Origin of the sequence: Shewanella marinintestina, from assembly GCF_023283845.1 — a bacterium.
In the GTDB taxonomy this organism is placed as follows: Bacteria; Pseudomonadota; Gammaproteobacteria; order Enterobacterales; family Shewanellaceae; genus Shewanella; species Shewanella marinintestina.
In genome coordinates, this window is record NZ_JAKILC010000004.1 from 33,905 (window position 1) to 54,841 (window position 20,937).

The 20,937-nt window shown below is 46.1% G+C and carries 7 protein-coding genes; 1 reads left to right on the forward strand and 6 read right to left on the reverse strand.

Going from position 1 to position 20,937, the window contains the following annotated elements; genetic code table 11:
* Window positions 1-22: 22 nt before the first annotated feature.
* The 6 genes from L2747_RS05605 to L2747_RS05630 form a co-directional block, all read right to left on the reverse strand.
* Complete coding sequence (locus L2747_RS05605) at window positions 23-1,171, reverse strand: putative sulfate/molybdate transporter (protein WP_248998106.1); 1,149 nt, start codon at window positions 1,169-1,171, stop codon at window positions 23-25.
* A gap of 266 nt (window positions 1,172-1,437) precedes the next feature.
* Entirely contained in the window at window positions 1,438-13,632 is a 12,195-nt protein-coding gene (locus L2747_RS05610; RefSeq protein ID WP_248998107.1) for a VCBS domain-containing protein, read from the reverse strand.
* Window positions 13,633-13,646: 14 nt separating this feature from the next.
* Complete coding sequence (locus L2747_RS05615) at window positions 13,647-14,972, reverse strand: HlyD family type I secretion periplasmic adaptor subunit (RefSeq protein WP_248998108.1); 1,326 nt, start codon at window positions 14,970-14,972, stop codon at window positions 13,647-13,649.
* Window positions 14,965-17,091 (reverse strand): peptidase domain-containing ABC transporter, encoded by a 2,127-nt coding sequence (locus L2747_RS05620; protein WP_248998109.1) that lies wholly within the window; start codon window positions 17,089-17,091, stop codon window positions 14,965-14,967. Before L2747_RS05620 ends, L2747_RS05615 begins: the two co-directional genes overlap by 8 nt.
* Window positions 17,092-17,096: 5 nt before the next feature.
* Window positions 17,097-18,764, reverse strand: coding sequence for an ABC transporter transmembrane domain-containing protein (locus L2747_RS05625; protein WP_248998110.1), 1,668 nt, complete (start codon window positions 18,762-18,764; stop codon window positions 17,097-17,099).
* Between the two features lie 282 nt (window positions 18,765-19,046).
* On the reverse strand, window positions 19,047-19,766 hold the full coding sequence (locus L2747_RS05630; protein WP_248998111.1) for an SDR family oxidoreductase: 720 nt from the start codon (window positions 19,764-19,766) through the stop codon (window positions 19,047-19,049).
* A gap of 145 nt (window positions 19,767-19,911) precedes the next feature.
* On the opposite strand from L2747_RS05630, the gene L2747_RS05635 reads away from it, so the two are divergent.
* Window positions 19,912-20,826 carry a LysR family transcriptional regulator gene (locus L2747_RS05635; RefSeq protein ID WP_248998112.1) on the forward strand — a complete coding sequence of 305 codons (915 nt, stop codon included), beginning with the start codon at window positions 19,912-19,914 and terminating at the stop codon, window positions 20,824-20,826.
* The last annotated feature ends 111 nt before the right edge of the window (window positions 20,827-20,937 follow it).

Genomic DNA, 20,937 nt, shown 5'->3' on the forward strand with positions numbered 1-20,937 from the left:
CCATTATCATTTTAACTAGCTGTTATGACTTAAGATCAGAGTAAGTTAGCCATTGACGTCGGCCCATTTCAAGCACTATGCCTGTTGCTAAACCAGCAGCGGTATTAACCAGTAAGCAAATCGCTGCCGTTGATAAAATCACAAAAATACAGAAAGGTTTACCATCGATAAATCGCTGTGACCATGCTAATTGCGTACCCGCAATGGCCAGTAAACTACCTAAAACGGCCAGCGGGATAAGTGATAGCACGCCTGCGATACCTTGCCCCCAGAACGCAGCTATCAGTAAGCAACTGCTACCGAAAATTGTTGGCGCTAGCCAAGTTCGCGCGCCAAAGTGATGCTGCACAGCAAGGCCGCCCGCACCGTGACACATAGCGGTAGCGCCAAAAGGTGCTAGCAATAAATTAGCCCAGCCTGAGCTGGTGGCAAAGCGCTTAGGGGCAAAGGCCGCATCACCATCTTCTGGGAACTTCTGTTTTGCCATGGCTGAGGTGGCAATAACGGCATTGGTTAGTGTTAGCGCGAGTTGCGGTAGCACTAATAAGCCTGCCGCTGAGGTCCATTCATCAAGGCTTGGCCAAATAAATTGCCAAGGGGTTGATACTGATAGATCAAAGCTAGGTGCTGTGCCGCTATTAAGTTGCCAAACTATACCCAACACAATGACTAATGGCATCGTTAAATAACGCATCGGCAAGAACTTACTGGCAAATAACGCAATGAAAGCAATAAGACCCACAAGCCAAGTTTGACTCATCATCTGACCGCCCATCCAAATAAGCTGCAAACCAATGGCTAATTGAATACCGATGCTGATGGCGGGGGATAACTGCTTGGCCATCCAAGTAATGGCGCCGCTGTAGGCCAGCACAAGTAAAATTAGCCCCATTAACATGCCACTGGCTTGTAACATGCCTGGAGTTAACCCTTGCGCAATCACTAAAGCGGTGATCACCTTCATCGGTTGCACAGGAATAGGGCGGCGATAATAGAACGCGGTAAATAGGGCAAATAGACCAAAGCCCATAAATATCCCTTGTGGGGAGAAATGATTAAGGGCGATTAAACCTAGCGCGAGGGGAAGAAAGGTACCTAGATCGGCAAAAGCGCCGCTAAACTCTCCTGAATACTGGTTAACACTATCAAATTTATTGGTCTTACATCTCATATAGCTTGCCGTGGGAAAAGAACGCTTTAACTATCGCAAGAATGATGCCAGTTTTAATGCCGAAAATGGGGAGCAAAATGCTGTTAAGACGGCAATAGTCCAATCGAGTTGAGACAAGTTGGCTCCCGCTTTTATTTTAAATGGTCAATTGGTCTAATATTCGTAATAACTGAATTTGACGAGATCTATTTTGCTAGTAGATTGTAAAGTATAAATAGAGCAAACTTTATACTTTACAATGAGCTAGCTATCATTTCCCTGCTTTTTTAAAGTTGGTTATGCATATCGTTTAGTGCCTGATGCAACAAGTCATCATCACTAACCTGATCGTGGTGAGTATTATCTATGTTGTCATCGAGTGTTGTTAAGTCGAGCGTTTGGTGTTTATGTTCGTCATCGAGAAGTGGGTTTTCAAAAGCATCTGCCTGAGTCACATCTAACATATCTACATTGATATCACTGCTGTTTAGCACTTCGAGCGCAAGCTCTTCGGTTGCAGGTTTGTCAATAGAGGGCTCGATATCTTGGTGAGCAACGCCCACCATGTTGAGATAGTGGTCTATTGGCGCGCATGCTTGATTACTGGCTATAGGCTGTAACTCGTCAAGGCTCTGTTGGTCTGTATCATTATGCGCCTCGGTGTATGCGCTGCTGTCTGCTTGCGGGGTTGTATTGAGCTCATTGTCTTGCAGAGTATTTTCTTGATCAAGCTGGCTGGAGCTATCAGGCGTATCCTCTCGATATGAAGCTGTATCATCTACAACAATCAAATCATCGACACTGACTGTTCGCGCAGAGTCTATTGGTTCATCATGCATGACTGGGGCCGGTGGAGGCGGAGGAGGTGCTTGATGACCAATGACGGGAGTGACCGTCATATCAAGCACTTCAGAGCCTAAAGTGAGCTTGCCACTGTGGCCAGGACCATGGCTCAAGATGCTGACCTGAACATGCATGACCACATCGTCGTGATGTGAGCCCTGCAAGGCGACTTCAAACCTGTCTTCATGCACGCCAACATTCTGAGCACTACCATGAGGTCCTGTATGGGTATTTCCATGTTCTTGATAACTTAATTGTCCAGTCTTAGGGTCAATCGTTAGGGTGCCCCATTGACTGGTATAAGAGGTTTGATAATGGCCGTTGACTAAGATTTTCCAGCCTTGTTCAGCTATAGGTACAGGAGTTTGACCGGGAATAACTGTTGGTACGCCTAATGAAGCACCAATGTGGTGACTGCCTGGTGGTGCTGTGACAACGATTGGATCTGGTTTCGCACTTGCAGCCATGCTTAAGGCAGAGTTCACATTGCCGTGCTCATCAGTCATTATGGCTTTGACTATGCTACTAGGTGTGACTTCGAGCTGAATTCCGTGGACTAAGCTGCTTGCATCGAGTATGTGGTCAACTCCGTTAATGTTTAAGTGTTCTCCCATCTTGGCATCTGCCGCAGCATGCACTGTCGCGGTAATGGTTCCAGCATGTCCTTGAGCAATTTCAGTTTTACTATAAAGATTGTCGCTACCAGGAGATTCGAAGCTAATACTCGGCCTTCCTACTTGAGTGTCGGTATCATAGTGCAAAGTTTGGGTTGCATGAGCGGTATTTCTTACGTTATCAGTGGTGGTGACAGAGGCTGATATAGATGATTTTGAGGCTAATTCGCTGCCAGCAACGGCTATACTGTAGTGTCCTTGCTGATTGACTTGGCCACTGTATTGATTGCCATTAAGAGTGAGTGTCACTGTGTCACCAGTATGATAATCGCCTGTGACGCTACCAGTGATATCAATATTGGTTTGGCTCTCATGAGCATTAATTACATTATCGGCGGTAATTGGGTTAATGATGATAGCGGCACTTGCTTGGGTATCGATAGCAAACGCTTGGGTGCCAGTAGTGGCTGAACCTAGATTGCCAGCACTGTCTGTGGTGATAACGGTGGCTTCAATCGAATGAACGGGTGATTGCCCGTTAACTGCGCTGTTATGAATATTTGGATTGATTAAGGTTTGAGCCGGAACAGAAATGCTGTAATGACCACTGGCATCAACTACGGCAGTTAAACTACTTATTGTGGCGCCATTGATACTTAAGCTCACTATATCGCCAACATTGAAATCACCACTCACCGTACCCGTTATATCAATGTTTTGTGCCGATTCAGCCAAGTTAATAACGTTGTCGGCAGTGACACCATCTACGCTGATATGTGGAATAGGCCTTTGGGTATCAACAATCAAGTTGGTTGAGATCTCAGGGGTTGCGTTGCCGGCAAGATCCACTGAACCGATTTTGATCGGGTGGTTGCCATCGGCGCTGAAGTACCTTTGATGATCGCCTGCACTGACTGTTAAGCTCCATGTGCCGTCACTGTGTATACTCGCTTCGCGGAAGTGGTTGTTGCCAAAGTCAATGTAGACTCGATCTCCTGCTGCGATATTGGAGGTCGTTCCTGTGATCACTAACGGTTGGTTATTCTCTAGCGCATTCAGTGCATTATCTGCTGAAATTGGGTTAACCGAAACTGTACCTGGGGTGGTGTCTAAGGTGAAACTAAAATGCGTCGCAGCAGACTGATTGCCTGCAATGTCTGTTTGCCTGACGAGTAAATTATTTACCCCTTCACTTGGATTAAACACCGTACTCCAGCTGTGGCCACTATCTGTGGAATATTCAATCTTAGCGCCTGCTTCACTTTGAATGGATAGCCGCGGATCTCTGGTGATCAGGTCTGCACTCGGATTGAACTCGCCACTGGTATCGTTACGCAGCGCAACAGTGGGGGCATTGACCTGGTTGTCTAAGGTAAAGCTCATTGATGTGCTAGCAGATACGTTACCAGCACTGTCGGTTTGCCGCACTGTTACTGTGTTGGTGCCTGCAATAGGGGTAAAACTTTGACTCCAATGTGTGCCATTGTCAGTTGAATATTCAAGCGTTGCCCCAGCCTCTTGGCCACTAATGGTTAATGCACCGTCGTTGGTAATTAAGTCCCCCGATTGGCCGCTATCTTGGGTCAAGCTGAGGCCGAGTTTCGCAACAATGATATCGGCACTCGGTGCCACGGCACTGGTTAGATTAGAGTGGTTGCCGACCGAGTCGACCATACTTGCGGTGATAGTGGCTGCAGGAGCAACTTCAATATCGACCTGACCAGCAAGAAACTCAGCGTTGGTAATGCTATGAGCGACACCATTAATGACTAAGGAGCTTGATGAAGAGGCATCACTGGGCAGGTGAATACTTGCTGTGATGGTATGGGCTGCGCCCGCAGCAACTTCAGCGGCATTGTAGATATTATCGCCACCAGCACTTTCGAAAGTAATGCTGGGGGGGTTAGCGTGTGTATCTACCGAGAAATGATCGTAATTGCCAGTGTATCCTGATGGTGTTTGGTTACCAGCGTTATCGGTTGCTTGAATAAAGGCGGTATAAGCGCCATCGGGTAGGTTCGTTGCATCAACACTGTAGCCACCTTTGCCGTCTAAAGTCGCGTGCAAAGTCTCGATAATATGGCTACCTTGCTTGATAACAATATCAACCTTAGCGGTATCTAAACTTACAGTACCACTGAAGGTGGGTTGATGAGTGGTTTCTGTTTTGAGGTTTACTTTGCTGATTGTTGGCGCGCTGTAGTCGACCTCAATTGCAAGTTGTTCTCGGCTTTGATTACCTGCGTTATCGGTTGCCACTATGCTTAGCGTATGTAGGCCTTCGCTAAGTTTATTGGTGTTAAATTGATACTGGCCATTGGCATTACTGTTGCCGGAAGCCAGGATGTTACCGTGCTCATCAGTAACATTGATACTGGCATTGGCCTCAGCAATACCAGTAAAAATCGGACTGTGGATGTTGGTGAGGTTATCTGTATTTGAAGCCCCTGAATCTGAGTGAGTGGCTAAATCAATTGTTGGCGTTGCAGTACTGCTATCGATATTGATATCAAGTACAGGTGATACAACTGGTAATACCGATGAAGGGGCAAGCGCTTTGGCAGACAAGCTGTGGCTGCCGTCTGTTAGCGTTGCCAAGGTGGCGGTGAAATTGCCGTTAGTATCAGATATCGCGTGGCCTACAGGATTATTGCCGTCATAAATCGTTACTTTAGAGAAAGGAATATCGGTATGGCCGCTAATATCTGGTGTGGTATCCGAGGTTAAGTTGTCATTATCGCTGCTGCCAGTATCACTGCTTGCATTGAGATCAATACTGACATGATTGGTTGGCGGTGTTGCCACTATATGACCCGTGGGGAGCTGGCTAGTAATTATTGGCTGATTCGGGATTGTGCTGGTTATTACAATATTGCCAGTTGAGGTGTTGGATACCGTTGCTTGAGGGTTGAAGCTGATAAATTGGCTGGTAACGCCGCCGTGGTTATCGCTAACCTGTACCTCAAAAATATCGATACCTGAGTAGGTCGCAGTTGCGCTGTTATAGCTCATATGTGCCACAGAATGATTCGGCGTATACAAGTAAGCTCCTGTTTGCGTATCGACGCTTAAGCTACCAAAGGCACCTGTGGTTAATGGCGCACTAAACGTCAGGATATCGCCAGTATCAACATCGGTTGCCACTAAACTACCTTGTGTATGGCTGGTTTGGTGGATTGTCAGCGTTGGTAAGTCGTTTACCGCCGTAACATTCAGGGTGGCACTGTGGGGCGCAGAGTCTTGGTGCCCATCGTTTACCGTGTAACTAAAGTGAGCATCACCATTAAAATTGCTCGCAGGTTTAAAGGTTAGTGCGCCTATGTCGCTGGAACTGATCGTTTGCCCTTGAGTAACAATTTGGCCATTTAACATCAAGCTACCGGCAGTTGGGTCGGGTAACTGAGTAATAGTGAGGTGAGCTAGGGGATCATGATCGCTATCTTGGTAACCAAAACTAGCAACGGAAAACTGAAAGTCTGTGTCCTCGTTTGTGCTGGCCCTTAGGTTTTGCACACTCGGCTGGTGGTTGGCATTGATATGAATATTTAAGGTGTTTTGGCTCTCGTCCTGATAGTCACCATGGGTATCCACTATCCGATAAATGAATTCCGGTACGTCGCCACTAAAGTTAGCATCTGGGGTAAATTGATAGTCACCATTGCTGGCAATATGGATTTGACCAACACCTGTGATCGACACATCTTGGCCCGTATGAACCGTAATGTAATGATGGGTTTGCGGATCTTGAAACTGCACATCTTGCAGAATAAGCGCAGAGCCATCATCTATGTCAGTTGCACCTTGAAGTAAGTTACCACTGACAGGGCCGCTATATTGATCTGAGTTGGCACTGAAACTATGAATAACCGGTTTATCACTGGTGCCGCTGATAACCACTTGTGCCTGTTGGCTAGAGAGGTGTGCGTGACTGCCACTGCCTTCTTGTAGCTGGTAATTGACCCAGATTTTGTGCTGGGCGCCATTGGCTAAATGATCGTAACTTGAATGGGCGGGATCAACTTCGAGTGTGTGTCCATCGGCAGCTAAGCTAAAGCCCGCTGGTATTTGGCTAGTAAAATTGACGCCGTCTGTAGAGTATTGCAACTGGCTAATTTGGTTACCTTGAATACCGGCATAAAGATCTAACCCTTGGGTTGCGCCCGCCTCTTGCAGTTGCAGGGTCGGGGTGTCGCTATGACCGTTAATGGTAATTGCAATAGTCTTACTAGCTGTGCCATCGGGCGAGGTAACCGTTATCGAGTCTGTTAATTGCTGCCCTGCGTTCAACATATTCACAAGGGGGGAGGCGTTATTGAGTGCGTAATGCCAGCTGCCATCTTCATCAACTGCGAGCTGACCATATTGACCATTGAATAGGGTATTGGCTGCAAATTTGTCTTCGCCAGTATCAGGATCCACTAACGTTAATTGGCCCGAAATTGTGCTGGTGGCTGAATCTTCAGTAATTGAAGCACTGACTGTGGACTGTGTTTGTCCATCAATGTTGGCTGCATCATTGACAGGAGTTATATGCAGAGTATTAGTCACTTTGGCTGAATCAGCACGGCCGTCGTTAACTGTGTAGGAGAAGTTAACATCGCCATTAAAGTTATGTGCGGGTACAAATTGTAGTTTGCTGATGTCGCCTGTAGCAATGACTTGATTGGCATGAATTGCTTGGCCATCGAGTACAAATAGACCTTGAGCGGGATCGGGTAAGTCTGTTATCGAAATAGAATGTAGCGTATCTTTGCTATCCACATCAGCAAATCCAAACTGACTGGCCTGCATTTGGTAATGAACATCTTCAGTGCCGTGGGCAAGAGTTTGCACGTTAATGGTTGGCGCATCGTTGGTTCCGACTACATCAATGGTAATGTTGTGGGTATCACCGCCTCTTGAACGAACTTGATAAGTGACTTGTACCGTTTCCCCCTCCGCGAGATGATTTAAATTGGCATTTGGCACTGAGTATGTCCAATCACCCGCGCGGCCAATGCTCAAGTTACCACCGAACGGATCACTCACTGCATGAACATTGCGACTAGCAACAAATTCACTTTCATTTGCATCTGGATCAGTAACATTTAATACCCCTGAAACTGCAACACTTTGATCTGCATCTCCCTGAACATGTCGATCTTCTTTTATTGAGTCACTATCGTTACCGCTGAAAGTGGCGCTATCTGCTACTGCTGTTAGTGTGCTGATGGCGCCAGTGTGGGTAATACCTCCATGGGCATCTTTTACGTCATAACTAAAATGGACTTGGCCGTTGTAGTCTTTTTCTGGTGTAAAGGTGTAGGTACCATCTTGGTTATCTTGAATTGAACCGTGATCAACATGCAGATTGCTAATGGTGAGTTTACCTGCATCGTTGGCATCCACGTCTACTGTGTTTGCTAATAGCTCTGCAGCTGATAAGGTTTGGGCTAGGTCTTCTTTGCCACTGTTAAGTTGTACTTCTGAAGAGCAATAAGGGCGGTCATTATCACCATGAATAGTAATAATAATATCGTGTGTGGTGCCATCTGCTGACTTTACGGTGACAGTATCAGTTAATGACTCACCTTGCCCCAGATGATCAATCGCTCTCCCTGTTGCATCTTGGCCGATGGAAACGTAGTAGCTCCAGTCTCCGTTATCTTGAAGTATCACATGACCGTGAGTGCCGTAATAAGTGCCTGTTTGGGCATGGCTTTCCCCCGTATCTGCATCAACGATTGCTAGGTGGCCGTCAGTATGGATTTCATCGTTCCACAGTTTCCCTATGTTTCCGTGCTTGTGGTCAGGTGAGCGATCATCAACACTGCCGCCAGAAATACTGCCATCAGCAGCGGTGTAATAGTGGCCTTCATGCACATCTCCTGTACTAACACCTGTTATTGAAGCGGAATTGTTTACGCCAGTGATTGTAATTGTCAGATCTTGAGTACTGCTGGCATTGTGTTCATCTTTTACGGTGACAGGAATCGTGAGCGTTTTTGTCGCCCCTGCGGCTAGAGACTGATAACTTGCATGACTAGGGTCAAAGCTATAGCTTCCATCAGAGTTAAATATAAGCCCATCGATTCTTGGGGCTGAGTAATGAAGTTGCGCACCCGTATCAATATCTTGGCCGACCATCTGTCCCTGTAATAGAGTGCCGCCTTCAACAACTGTATGCGATTGTGCCGCAATCGTTGGCTTATCATTGGTTCCGTGTACCGTGAGCTCTATGGTGTGGGTTGTACCATCGGCAGAGCGAATAACCGCTGAATCTTGTTTGGTCTCTCCTGCGGCGAGATTCTGAATATTGCGATTATCTAAGGTGTAAGTGTAGTGGCCATCCCGCATTAGCAGTATGTGCCCACCTAGCTTGGTGTCGTAACCTATGCCTTGGTAAGTTTGCGACCCGATATTGGGGTCAAACGAGCCTTCACCTTTATCAGGATCTTGAATATTTAACTTACCATCATAGTGCAGGTTATAGTGTGTATCGATATAACCACGATCTTCGGTGACACCTCTAGCGTCAAGGTTTGCTTGAGCGTCGCTAATCACCGCCTTATCGTCAGTGCCGTTAATGGTTACACTAATCTTCTGTTCGGTACCATCAATAGAGTGTACCAGTAGGGTATCGGTGAGTGACTCACCCGTTTTAAGCCCTTGAATACTGGCCTGCGAGTTATCGGCAGTATAAGTCCAATGACCAAGATTGTTGATTGATAGCGTGCCGAATTGACCTTGTAGTGACTCAGCAGTGAATTGCGCTTGGCCATTGTCTAAATCGGTGACGCTGAGTGCGCCATCGACACGAAGTTGCCCTGAATGAACATCTTTATCTTCGGTGAGGGTTGCAGTACTGGTGCCAGAAATCACAGCCTTGTCGTCACTGCCGTTAATGGTCACCGTGATTTTCTGCTCGGTACCGTCAACTGAGTGAACCAGCAGGGTGTCGGTGAGCGATTCACCTGTCTTCAGGCCTTGAATGCTGGCCTGCGAGTTATCGGCAGTATAAGTCCAGTGACCAAGATTGTTGATTGATAGCGTGCCGAATTGACCTTGTAGTGACTCCGCACTGAACTGCGCTTGGCCATTGTCTAAATCGGTGACGCTGAGTGCGCCATCAACACGAAGTTGCCCTGAATAAACACCTTTATCTTCGGTAATATTTGCCGTCGAGGTCCCTGCGAACACTGCTTTATCATCAGTGCCATTGATGGTTACGGTAATCTTTTGCTCGGTACCATCAATAGAATGCACCAATACTGTATCAGTGAGCGATTCACCTGTCTTAAGGCCTTGAATACTGGCCTGCGAGTTATCTGCCGTATAAGTCCAGTGACCAAGATTGTTGATTGATAGCGTGCCGAATTGACCTTGCAATGACTCCGCACTGAACTGCGCTTGGCCATTGTCTAAATCGGTAACGCTGAGTGCGCCATCAACACGAAGTTGTCCTGAATGAACACCTTTATCTTCTGTCAGAGAGGCGGTTGATGTGCCCGCACTGCTTGTGGACGAGATATGTGCTTTATCATCAGTGCCATTGATGGTTACGGTAATCTTTTGCTCAGTACCATCGACGGAGTGCACCAATACTGTATCAGTGAGTGACTCACCCGTTTTTAGCCCTTGAATACTGGCCTGCGAGTTATCTGCAGTATAAGTCCAGTAACCAAGATTGTTGATTGATAGCGTGCCGAATTGACCTTGTAGTGACTCAGCAGTGAATTGCGCTTGACCATTGTCTAAATCGGTGACGCTGAGTGCGCCATCAACACGAAGTTGCCCTGAATGAACACCTTTATCTTCTGTCAGAGAGGCGGTTGATGTGCCTGCACTGCTTGTGGACGAGATATGTGCTTTATCATCAGTGCCATTGATGGTTACGGTAATCTTTTGCTCAGTACCATCGACGGAGTGCACCAATACTGTATCAGTGAGTGACTCACCCGTTTTTAGCCCTTGAATACTAGCCTGCGAGTTATCGGCAGTATAAGTCCAGTGACCAAGATTGTTGATTGATAGCGTGCCGAATTGGCCTTGCAGTGACTCAGCAGTGAATTGCGCTTGACCGTTATCGGTATCAAGGACGTTAAGTGCACCATCGACTCTCAGTTGGCTGCCATGAACGTCTTTATCTTCGGTAAGATTTGCCGTCGAGGTCCCCGCGATCACTGCTTTATCATCAGTGCCATTGATGGTTACGGTAATTTTTTGCTCGGTACCATCAACGGAATGCACCAATACTGTATCAGTGAGTGACTCACCCGTTTTTAGCCCTTGAATACTAGCCTGCGAGTTATCGGCAGTATAAGTCCAGTGACCAAGATTGTTGATTGATAGCGTGCCGAATTGACCTTGTAGTGACTCCGCACTGAATTGCGCTTGGCCGTTATCGGCATCGATGACGTTGAGTGCGCCATCGACACGAAGTTGTCCTGAATGAACATCTTTATCTTCGGTGAGGGTTGCAGTACTGGTGCCAGAAATCACAGCCTTATCGTCAGTGCCGTTAATGGTTACACTAATCTTCTGTTCGGTACCATCGATAGAGTGTACCAGTAGGGTATCAGTGAGTGACTCACCCGTTTTTAGCCCTTGAATACTGGCCTGCGAGTTGTCGGCAGTATAAGTCCAGTGACCAAGATTGTTGATTGATAGCGTGCCGAATTGACCTTGCAATGACTCCGCACTGAACTGCGCTTGGCCATTGTCTAAATCGGTGACGCTGAGTGCGCCATCAACACGAAGTTGCCCTGAATGAACACTTTTATCTTCTGTCAGAGAGGCGGTTGATGTGCCCGCACTGCTTGTGGACGAGATATGTGCTTTATCATCAGTGCCATTAATCGTGACAGTGATCTTTTGCTCAGTGCCATCAACGGAGTGCACTAGCAGGGTGTCGGTGAGCGATTCACCCGTTTTTAGCCCTTGAATATTGGCCTGCGAGTTATCGGCAGTATAAGTCCAGTGACCAAGATTGTTGATTGATAACGTGCCGAATTGACCTTGCAGTGACTCAGCACTGAACTGGGCTTGGCCATTGTCTAAATCGGTGACGCTGAGTGCGCCATCAACACGAAGTTGCCCTGAATGAACGTCTTTATCTTCGGTAAGATTTGCCGTCGAGGTCCCTGCGATCACTGCTTTATCATCAGTGCCATTGATGGTTACTGTAATCTTTTGCTCAGTACCATCGACTGAGTGCACCAATACTGTATCAGTGAGCGACTCACCCGTTTTAAGGCCTTGAATGTTGGCCTGTGAGTTATCTGCAGTATAAGTCCAGTGACCAAGATTGTTGATTGATAACGTGCCGAACAGGCCTTGCAATGACTCCGCATTGAACTGGGCTTGGCCTGCATCAGGATCGGTGATGCTTAGCTGCCCGCTAGCATGCAATGAACCCAAATTATCTAAGTTCTTGTCCTCAGTGACAGTTGAGCTGTTAACGCCTTGGAGCTGTGCAGTTTGGTTACTGCCTGTAATATCGATAGTGACAAGCTGACTCACGCTTTGCCCTGAGCTGTCGGTAACCTTGACAATAAATTGCTCTGAGGCTTTATCACCTTCATTTAGTGCTTGGGTATTAGCTGATTGATTATCAAGTTGATAATTCCATTGGCCTGTTTGTGCGTCGATAACGAGTTGGCCAAATTGGCCTTGGCTCTGGGTTACACTCCAAGCTGCTGTGTCATTGTGATCAGGATCAGTAGCAAGTAACTGACCAGAAGCGCTATCGATGCTGCCCATTTCATTTAACGACGCATGATGAATACCTGAAATAGCGGGCAGATCATTACTTCCTTCAATAGCAACAGCAATAACACTGTTAACTTGATGGCCTTCAGTATCTGTCGCGGTAACAACAAACTGTTCAGTCTGTTGCTCTCCTGCAGATAACGAGTTTGTTGAGTTTAAGGCATTGTTGAGACTGTAGTGCCACTGCCCCGTTTTTCCGTCAAGAATGAGTTCGCCAAATTGGCCTTGGGTTTGATGGCTTGACCAAGTAATCGATTGGCTATTATCGCCATGAGCCACTAATGTTCCTTGAGCGGTATCGACAGACGAATCCTCTTTAACTTGTTGAATTTGTTGTTGACCATCGATAGTTAATGGCTTTTCATTAGTGCCAGTGCCAGTGCCAGTGCCAGTGCCAGTGCCAGTGCCAGTGCCAGTGCCAGTGCCAGTGCCAGTGCCAGTGCCAGTGCCAGTGCCAGTGCCAGTGCCAGTGCCAGTACCAGTACCTGTACTTGTGCCAGTACCTGTGCCTGTGCCAGTACCAGTACCTGTGCCAGTACCTGTGCCAGTACCTGTGCCAGTACCTGTAGGTAAGGGCGCAGTTGTTGCCGTGGTACTTGGTAAAATATCGGGTGTGTGTGACGGCGTGCTAGTTGTCGGCTGAGAATGATGCAGTTTTAAGGTAACAGTAAAATGCGGTTGCTGATATTCATTGCCACTAAGCGTCAGTGCTTGTTCTAAGTTTGTGAGTGCTGGCGCTTGGGCGTTTTGATAGTGGAAATTAGCCCCTGAACCCAAGCCTGTTGTTTCGCTCGATCCCGTTGGTCGTGCAGCTTTATTGGCAGCGGTTTGCTCTGTAGGCGAGGTTTGAGTTTCTGCAGCATTTTCGGGCTCAGTAACACTGCTTGTTTCTGCTGCAGTGCTACTGTTGTCGAGAGCCGTTAACGCCTGATTGCCTTGTTTAAGATTTTCCGCTGGATCTATGACATTCGCGGTACTAGAACCATCAAGCGCATCTGTTGAGGCCGTCGATTGACTGGACCATGACTTATCGGCAACCAAATCTTTATTGCCTATGTTAGTGGTGTTTGCTGAATCTCTTAATTCTTTAGCTTGCAGACGCGCTACATCTTTATCGAGCTGCTTGGCTTTATTTTTTGATGTTTTATCACGTTTACTCTGTTCGCTTTCAAGGTTGTTATCTCTATCTTTGTTATTAAGATTACTAGCAGAATTGCTGTGCGATTCAGAGGCAGAACTATGTTTACTATCATGCTTGTTATCATCATGGCTCATTGTTTACGTCCTCTTTATCGCTCACCAAAAGCTTCTGTTACGTTGGTAAATACAGGCTTCCAAAGATACTGAAAAACAGTTTTATCGCCAGTGACTATATCGGCTTCCCCCGTCATTCCTGGGATCAGGTCAAATTGTCCCGGTTTATCAGAGAAGTAAGGCTTATCGATTGCGATTTGCACTTTATAAAACACACCACCTTTTTCATCGGCGTCGGTGCTAGGGGAAATACGCTTAACTACGCCATCTAAAGCGCCGTAACGGCTGTAATCAAAAGCATCAATTTTGATGCGCACTGGTTGGCCAACCCTTACAAAGCCAATATCCCTAGGTGATAGTTTTGCTTCCATTAATCCGGTTTTAGTCATAGGCACAATGACTGCCACCGTTCCGCCTGGCTGAATAACACTGCCTGATGAAGTTGATGGAATTGATTGGATAATGCCGTCAACTGGCGCAGTGATGGTATTTTGTGAAACCAGCGATCCTGAAGATTTTAATCTGGCAATAATTCCTAACAGTTCTGCTTGAGCTTCGGTGCGTTTTTCTCCGACTTCTTTGACTAAAGTGGCCTGTTTTTGGTTGAGCTGTCGCTCCAGGTTAACCACATTTTTTGCGAGTACCTGCTGCTTACTCTCCATGCTTTTTAACTCACGCATGTAAGAGTCGAGTTTCTGTTGCGATTCTAAAATACGTAACTTAGAGACAGCTTGCTCTTCTGTTACTGAATTCATCATTTTTAATGTTTGTTTCGCGGTGTTGATTTGGTCGCTAAGCGGTTCTATTTCTGCTTTTAAACCATTCAGTTCGGCTTGTGATTTGGCAATGTCAGACTCAGAAAGGCTTGCCATAGCTAGGCGCTCTTCATTCATACGCTTTAACGATGAGCGATGTAGTTTAACTAATTGCGGATATACCTCGAGGAATTCACTAAAGTCGGCATCACGCTCATCAATATAGGCATCGTAACGCTCAATTCTTAGGAGTAAGTTAGCTCGTTTACTGGCTAATTCCTCTTCTGCTGATTGGCTATCAATGGCGACAAAACTTGCGAGAACATCGCCTTTTTTTACAACATCGCCTTCTTCTACGATGACCGAGGCAATAGTGCCACCGGTTTGGCTTTGTATGACTTGCCTATGGCCTAAAGGCACAACTTGCCCCTTAGATTTTGAGATCTCCTCTACCTGAGTAAAGATGGACCAAAGCAGCATGACGAGGACTGAACCGGTAATTAACAATATAACTCGCTTAATAAATTTACGCTCAGTGGGCGCCTCAATCGCATCGGTAAACTCATGCGCTGGGTAGACTCTATTTGCCAGTTGACGATTATCCATGTGAGTTTTCCTCTTGTGAGCCAGCAGCTTGAGATTGATTTTTGTCGGGAATAGGACCAGCGTAAACAACAGCGCCTTTATCAAGGATCACGACCTTGTCAGCCTGTTGAATCAGCTCTTGATCGTGACTGGTAAATAGCACGGTAGCTTGGCCCTTTAATTCGTTAAAGGTATTAAGTAGTGCCGCTTTAGCTGCAGGGTTACGGTTGGCAATGGGCTCATCTAAGATGATAAGAGTTGATTGTTTTAACAGAGCCCGAGCTAAGCTGATATAACTGCCTTCTACTGCTGATAATAATGTATGGCCGCGATTAAATAGGTCGATATCTAGGTCATTATTGAGCGCTGTAAATAGCGAGCGACCTCCCGCTGCGGTAAGTGCGTTAATCAGTTCTTCATCGCTAGCATCGGGTTTAGCTATCCTTAAGTTTTCAGCTAGGCTTCCCGGAAACAGATCGGGTTCTGCAGGGCAAAAGGCTGCCCATAACCTAAAGGATTCAGGGTCGTACTGTTTAAGGTTTTTCTCATTGACTGTGATGTAGCCAGCTTGCGCTTCTGCAACGCCCATTGCCGCGAGTAACATAGATGTTTTGCCACAGGCATTAGGGCCGATAATGGCAACATTTTCACCAGGAGCAATATCCACCGATACGCCAGTGAGAGCTGGTTCTGTTTCGGCGCTATAGCGCAAGGTTACATGCTGGAAGCTAATCGTCGGAGCGCGATCTGTAGCGGGAGTATCCAAGCGTAATTCGCTATGCTCGGTACCAGCTTGCATAAAGCGATCAAACTGCTTAATTGCCGAATCCATCATGGTGATCTTTTGACTGGAAGAAAAGGCTAATTGTGCTGGGCCGGTAATACGCCAAATAAGCATCACACACGCAATTAAGGCCCCCGGACTAATACTTTGATTTAATACTAAGAAAATACCTGTGAAAACCGTCACTAGTGCGGTTAATAGACTCATCGCGTGGGCCACGGCCGCATTAAGGCCATTACGTTTGGCGTATAAAAAGTTTTGCCGGCAGTTTTCTTTGCATTGTCGGGCAAATTTAGTATTCCAGCCCTCGGTATCACCACTGGTTTTTAGCTGGAGTAAGTTTTTAGCGAGCTCGTTTATTGAGTTTTGGTAATCATTACTGATTGTTGGCGAGGCTGACTGGGCATATTTATTGACTGCCTTCATAACAAAATAAAACAGCAATAACATCACTATCGGCACCAAGACTAACCAGTCACTTAATAGCGCAATAGTGACAAAGGCAATAAGGGTAAAGGGGAGATCCACTAAGCCAGCACCACCAGGACCTGACAATAACGTTCGCACTTTTTCTGCATTGCGCATTCGTGCAATATGATTAGACACACCTACTCGTGATAGCACCATTAATGGCATGCTAAGCAAGCGCCTGAAGGTGATATCTGATAAGTCTCGGGCAAATCGATTACTGACGGTAGCGAGCAGGTTGGCTCGGGCTAGTCGACTCGAGATTAATACCGCTAGCGCTAGCGCTGCGCCAAGGGCAATGCTTGGTAATACGTTAGGGGCTTGGCCGCCGATAACCTTATCGTAAACGGCCATAGTGAATAGTGGCACGGCAAGGCCTGTAATACTCGACAGTAAACTTAACCAAAACACGGGTCGGTACCACTTGGTTCTCTTGCTCATGTGGGCTGCAAAAGCGCGTGCATTTTGTTTGCTACTGGGTAGTGACTCAATCACAAAGATATGGCTCGATTTTGGCAGCTCAGCGTAAGCTATTTGTTGCCATTGATTACTGGAACTATCAAGCCGCTCAATTACTTCGCCATGTCTGCGTGCCAAAAAGGCCGGTTCACAATCAGGTACCACAATAAAAGGGTGGATAGATTGAGATAGTGCGCTTTGATGCAGTTTATAGACAGAAAAGTTCAGATGGTGTTTCTTAAGTAATCCTGCAAGTTGAGCTGTATCAATACTCGTAATCGCTTTATCACTAATTAGATTTGTGGCTTGAGCATATAGACCAAGTTGCTGCAATAGGACGATTAAAATGGTTTTTAATTCAGTACTCGCAGACTGTTCTGTTGTGAATCGAGCCGGGCTTTCTGGATGAATCATGGTGCTATCAGTCATTGTTTTCATCCTTTTGTTGCTGCAGTTGCAGTCGTTGGTGTTAGAAGCTCAGCTTGGCCCTTGGGATTAATATTGACTCTTAAATCACTTATATCGGCGAGTGCGGCAAAGTGAGATGCACAAATAATGGTCATTTGACCTTTATATCGAGTCAATAGCGTTAGTAACCTCGATTGGGAGTCTGCATCGAGTGAGATCATCGGCTCATCAAGTAATAAAATTGAAGGGGATTGCACCATTGCGCGCACGATAGCGAGTAGCTTTATGGCACCTTTATTGAGCATTTGGCTGTCATTGACACCCACCTCTGTTTGGTAACCGGCGGGTAACTTGGCAATACTCATTGTTAGTCCCAGTTGCTCTGCAATCTCCATTGCGAGTGACTCTTTTTCTGGTCTAAATAGCGTCATGTTCTCTAACAAACTGCCCGCAAACAAAGTTGGCCAAGGAGCAACGTAGGTAACGGATTGGCGATACTCGTCTGCGCTATGTTCATGTTGCGCAACTTCAGCAATATAGATAGCCCCCTGCTCTAGGTGATGAAATGCACCGACTACACTGAGTAACAAGCTGGCATGAGTGAGTGGATCTGAGGTGATACAAACTAAATTTCCGGGTTTAATCTCAAGATTAAACTTATGGAGTGTTGCACCCACTTGGTGGCTCGCTACATCTGTAAAAGTGATGGGACCGAGAGGAAGTTTTTGTTGATATTGCACATTTGCTTTAAATGACTCTTGCGGCAACTTAGTTAGATCATCCACATGTGACATGGCAGTTTTCGCACTAGCGAGTCTTGAACGTAGGCTTATGATGGCACTTAAAGGAGCAATGGCGCGTCCGGCTAATATTGAACAAGCTGCTAATCCACCGGTTGTTAATGTGCCATTGAGCACCTCTAGGCAACCAATGAGTACAATCAGCAATGTTGTTCCTTGGGAGGCGCCTTGGATTAACTCTTGTAATTTAGAGGACAACCAGTCTACTTGCTGCTGCTCCGCCAAGCGCCGATAGTTGATTTTGCTGTAGCTTGATGCGAGGCGTGACTCCATGGCTAAGGCTTTAGCTGTGGTTAATCCTGATAATACCAATATCAACATGCGTGAGCGTTCGCCTTCAGAGAGCGCGAGCTCCTGCGTTGCTAACGTTAGTTTTTTGCCGATTAAAAATACCATCACACCAATTAGCGCCCAAACCGCGATAGGAATAAACACTAAAGGCCCACCTATGTAGGCAACTAAGGCTAAAAATATAAGCACGAACGGAAAATCCATTAAGGCAACTAAGGCTTGGCCAGAATAGAGCTCGCGCATGGCTGCAATGCCTGAAAGGCCGTTATAGACTTTACCAGTCCCCAACTTTTCGACGTGATGATAATCAGACTGCATTAACGCTGACACGACCTTGGTGGTGGTCTGTAGTTCAAAGTTAGCAGCTGAAGAGGCGAGCATCCAGCTGCGGGCATAACGTAAAATGAGTTCCAGTAAAATCGCCACCGCAACAGCCGATGCCAGCACACTGGCGGTGCCATAGCCTTGATTAGGCAAGATACGGTCGTAAATTTGTAGCATGGTGAAAGGCAAGGCGAGAGATAGGAGATTGATAAATGTTGATGACAGCAATAGCTCTGTCCAAGCGCGGTTAGCTTTTATTAGATTGAAGTTTTCTCTCATTGTTTACCTCATCCTTGGATAAATCAAATCATAGTTATAGACAAGTCACTTGCCGGTTAGCTCAAATGCATCGATGCACTTTTGGTGATTGGATACTATTTAAACCTAACAGCAAAATTGTGGTTTGTGTACGGATTTGTAGATGATTTTTAAACCAATTTTCATGGTCTATTGAGCATAGCAGAGAGCAGATAAAATGAAGGTTTACAGTAAAGCCAAAAATGAAACATAAAAAAGCTCTACTTGTCATTTCAAGTAGAGCTGATTTTTACAGTAATAAGGTTAAGGCTGTTGACGCGTAGGTGCTAATACGATTTCACGTACACATACGTTTTGTGGTTGCTCGAAGGCAAATACCGCTGCATCTGCAACTGCAGTTGGGTCCATTACACCGCCCATAAACTCTTTCCAGTCGTTATAGCCGTCTTTAATTTCTTCGCTGGTGGTATGGCTTAGCAATGCCGTCTCAACCGCACCTGGTGCAATTGTTATCATGCGTACGTCATCCATTGCGACTTCTTCACGGATGTTTTCAGTTAGTGCGTGTACTGCAAACTTAGTTGCACAGTAAGCTGCGTGGTTCGGGAATGTCTTACGGCCTGCAACTGAGCTCACGTTGATAATGGTGCCGGTTTTACGGGTTTTCATATCAGCTAAAACAGCATGAATGCCGTTTAGTACACCCATAACGTTGATGTTAAGCATGCGGCTCCATTCTGCAGGATCTTGCACGTCTGCAGCGCCTAGAAGCATAACGCCAGCGTTGTTAATTAAGCAGCCCACTGGGCCGAATTTTGCTTCTGCTGTTGCGATTGCTGCTTTCATTGCATCGGCATCGGTTACATCAACGCTAATAGATAAGCTGTTTTCTAAAGCTAGTGCCTGCATCGGTTCAACACGACGCGCCAATAAAAGAAGAGGGTGGCCTTTGGCGCTGAATGCTTGAGCCATGGCTGCGCCAATACCAGAAGATGCACCTGTAATAACGATTAATTGTTTCATATCAGCCTCAAATATGTGGGTCTTAGTAATTGGTGAGTATTCTAACTAACAGATTATTGTTGATATATAATGTATAGAGAATATGATTGTTTACATATAACTCCTAATGCCAAGCTGTATTCTGAGATAACACGAGTTTCTACTTATGTACCAAGACCTAAATTTAGCAGATGTACGTGCTTTTACCGTGATTGCAGAAAAGGGCAGTTTTACCTTGGCTGCTGACAAGCTCGGATGTTCACGCTCACACCTTTCTAAGCAGTTAACTCAACTTGAGCGCTATCTAGGCGTAACCTTGATTACCCGTACTACAAGGGCGCAGCGGTTAACTGAGCAGGGGCAATTTTTCTATGAACGCTGCCAGCATGCGCTGGATGTGATGGAGCAAGCGGTAGCTAAGACTGTCGATGATGCTCATAACCTTCAGGGTAAGATCAATATCAACTGTGTTGGCGGCTATATCGGTGAGGAGATAGTCAATCAATTGGTGAATGACTTTATGAGTCTGCATCCTAATATTCAAATCCACCTCGATTTTAGTAGTCAACGTGTGGATTTAGTGCTCGATGAGTTTGATTTGGTATTTCGTATGGGTGAGCTTGAGGATTCAAGCCTAGTCGCCAGAAAGCTGATGGATATTGCGAACTGCACCCTAGCTTCACCTAGTTATATTGCCCGCCGGGGCAGACCTGAACACCCGAAAGAGCTCAAATCCCACGCTTGTATAACTGGCTCTATCTATCATTGGAACTACCACCGCCGTGCTGATAAAACTGAAAAGACAGAAGTCACCATTGCTGGCGCATTTTTGTGTAAAAACGGTAGGGTGATGAAAAGTAGCGCAATAGCAGGTAATGGGATTGTGCGACTGCCTGAGATTTATTGTAGTAGCGAGTTAAATAATGGTGAGTTAGTGCATGTGTTCGATGATTGGACCATATCCGACACTCCACTCTACCTACTCTATAGCAAAGACCAATTTCAACCTGCTAGGTTAAGACGGTTTATTGAGTTTACGATGGAGAACTTTATGAATTATGTAGATTTACCTAATATTTAGGTTAGTCCGCCGCGAAACAAGATGTCGCTAACTTCTGTTTTAAAAATGTTCGTTTTAAGTTGTTTATTTTCCTCCTCACTAGAAAATTTTGTCTTAGAATATTCTAAGAAC

Coding starts and splice junctions, on each gene's coding strand:
- L2747_RS05610 (WP_248998107.1), bottom strand. CDS start 13,632: ATGAGCCATGATGATAACAAGCATGATAGTAAACATAGTTCTGCCTCT.
- L2747_RS05620 (WP_248998109.1), bottom strand. CDS start 17,091: ATGACTGATAGCACCATGATTCATCCAGAAAGCCCGGCTCGATTCACA.
- L2747_RS05630 (WP_248998111.1), bottom strand. CDS start 19,766: ATGAAACAATTAATCGTTATTACAGGTGCATCTTCTGGTATTGGCGCA.
- L2747_RS05605 (WP_248998106.1), bottom strand. CDS start 1,171: ATGAGATGTAAGACCAATAAATTTGATAGTGTTAACCAGTATTCAGGA.
- L2747_RS05615 (WP_248998108.1), bottom strand. CDS start 14,972: ATGGATAATCGTCAACTGGCAAATAGAGTCTACCCAGCGCATGAGTTT.
- L2747_RS05635 (WP_248998112.1), top strand. CDS start 19,912: ATGTACCAAGACCTAAATTTAGCAGATGTACGTGCTTTTACCGTGATT.
- L2747_RS05625 (WP_248998110.1), bottom strand. CDS start 18,764: ATGAGAGAAAACTTCAATCTAATAAAAGCTAACCGCGCTTGGACAGAG.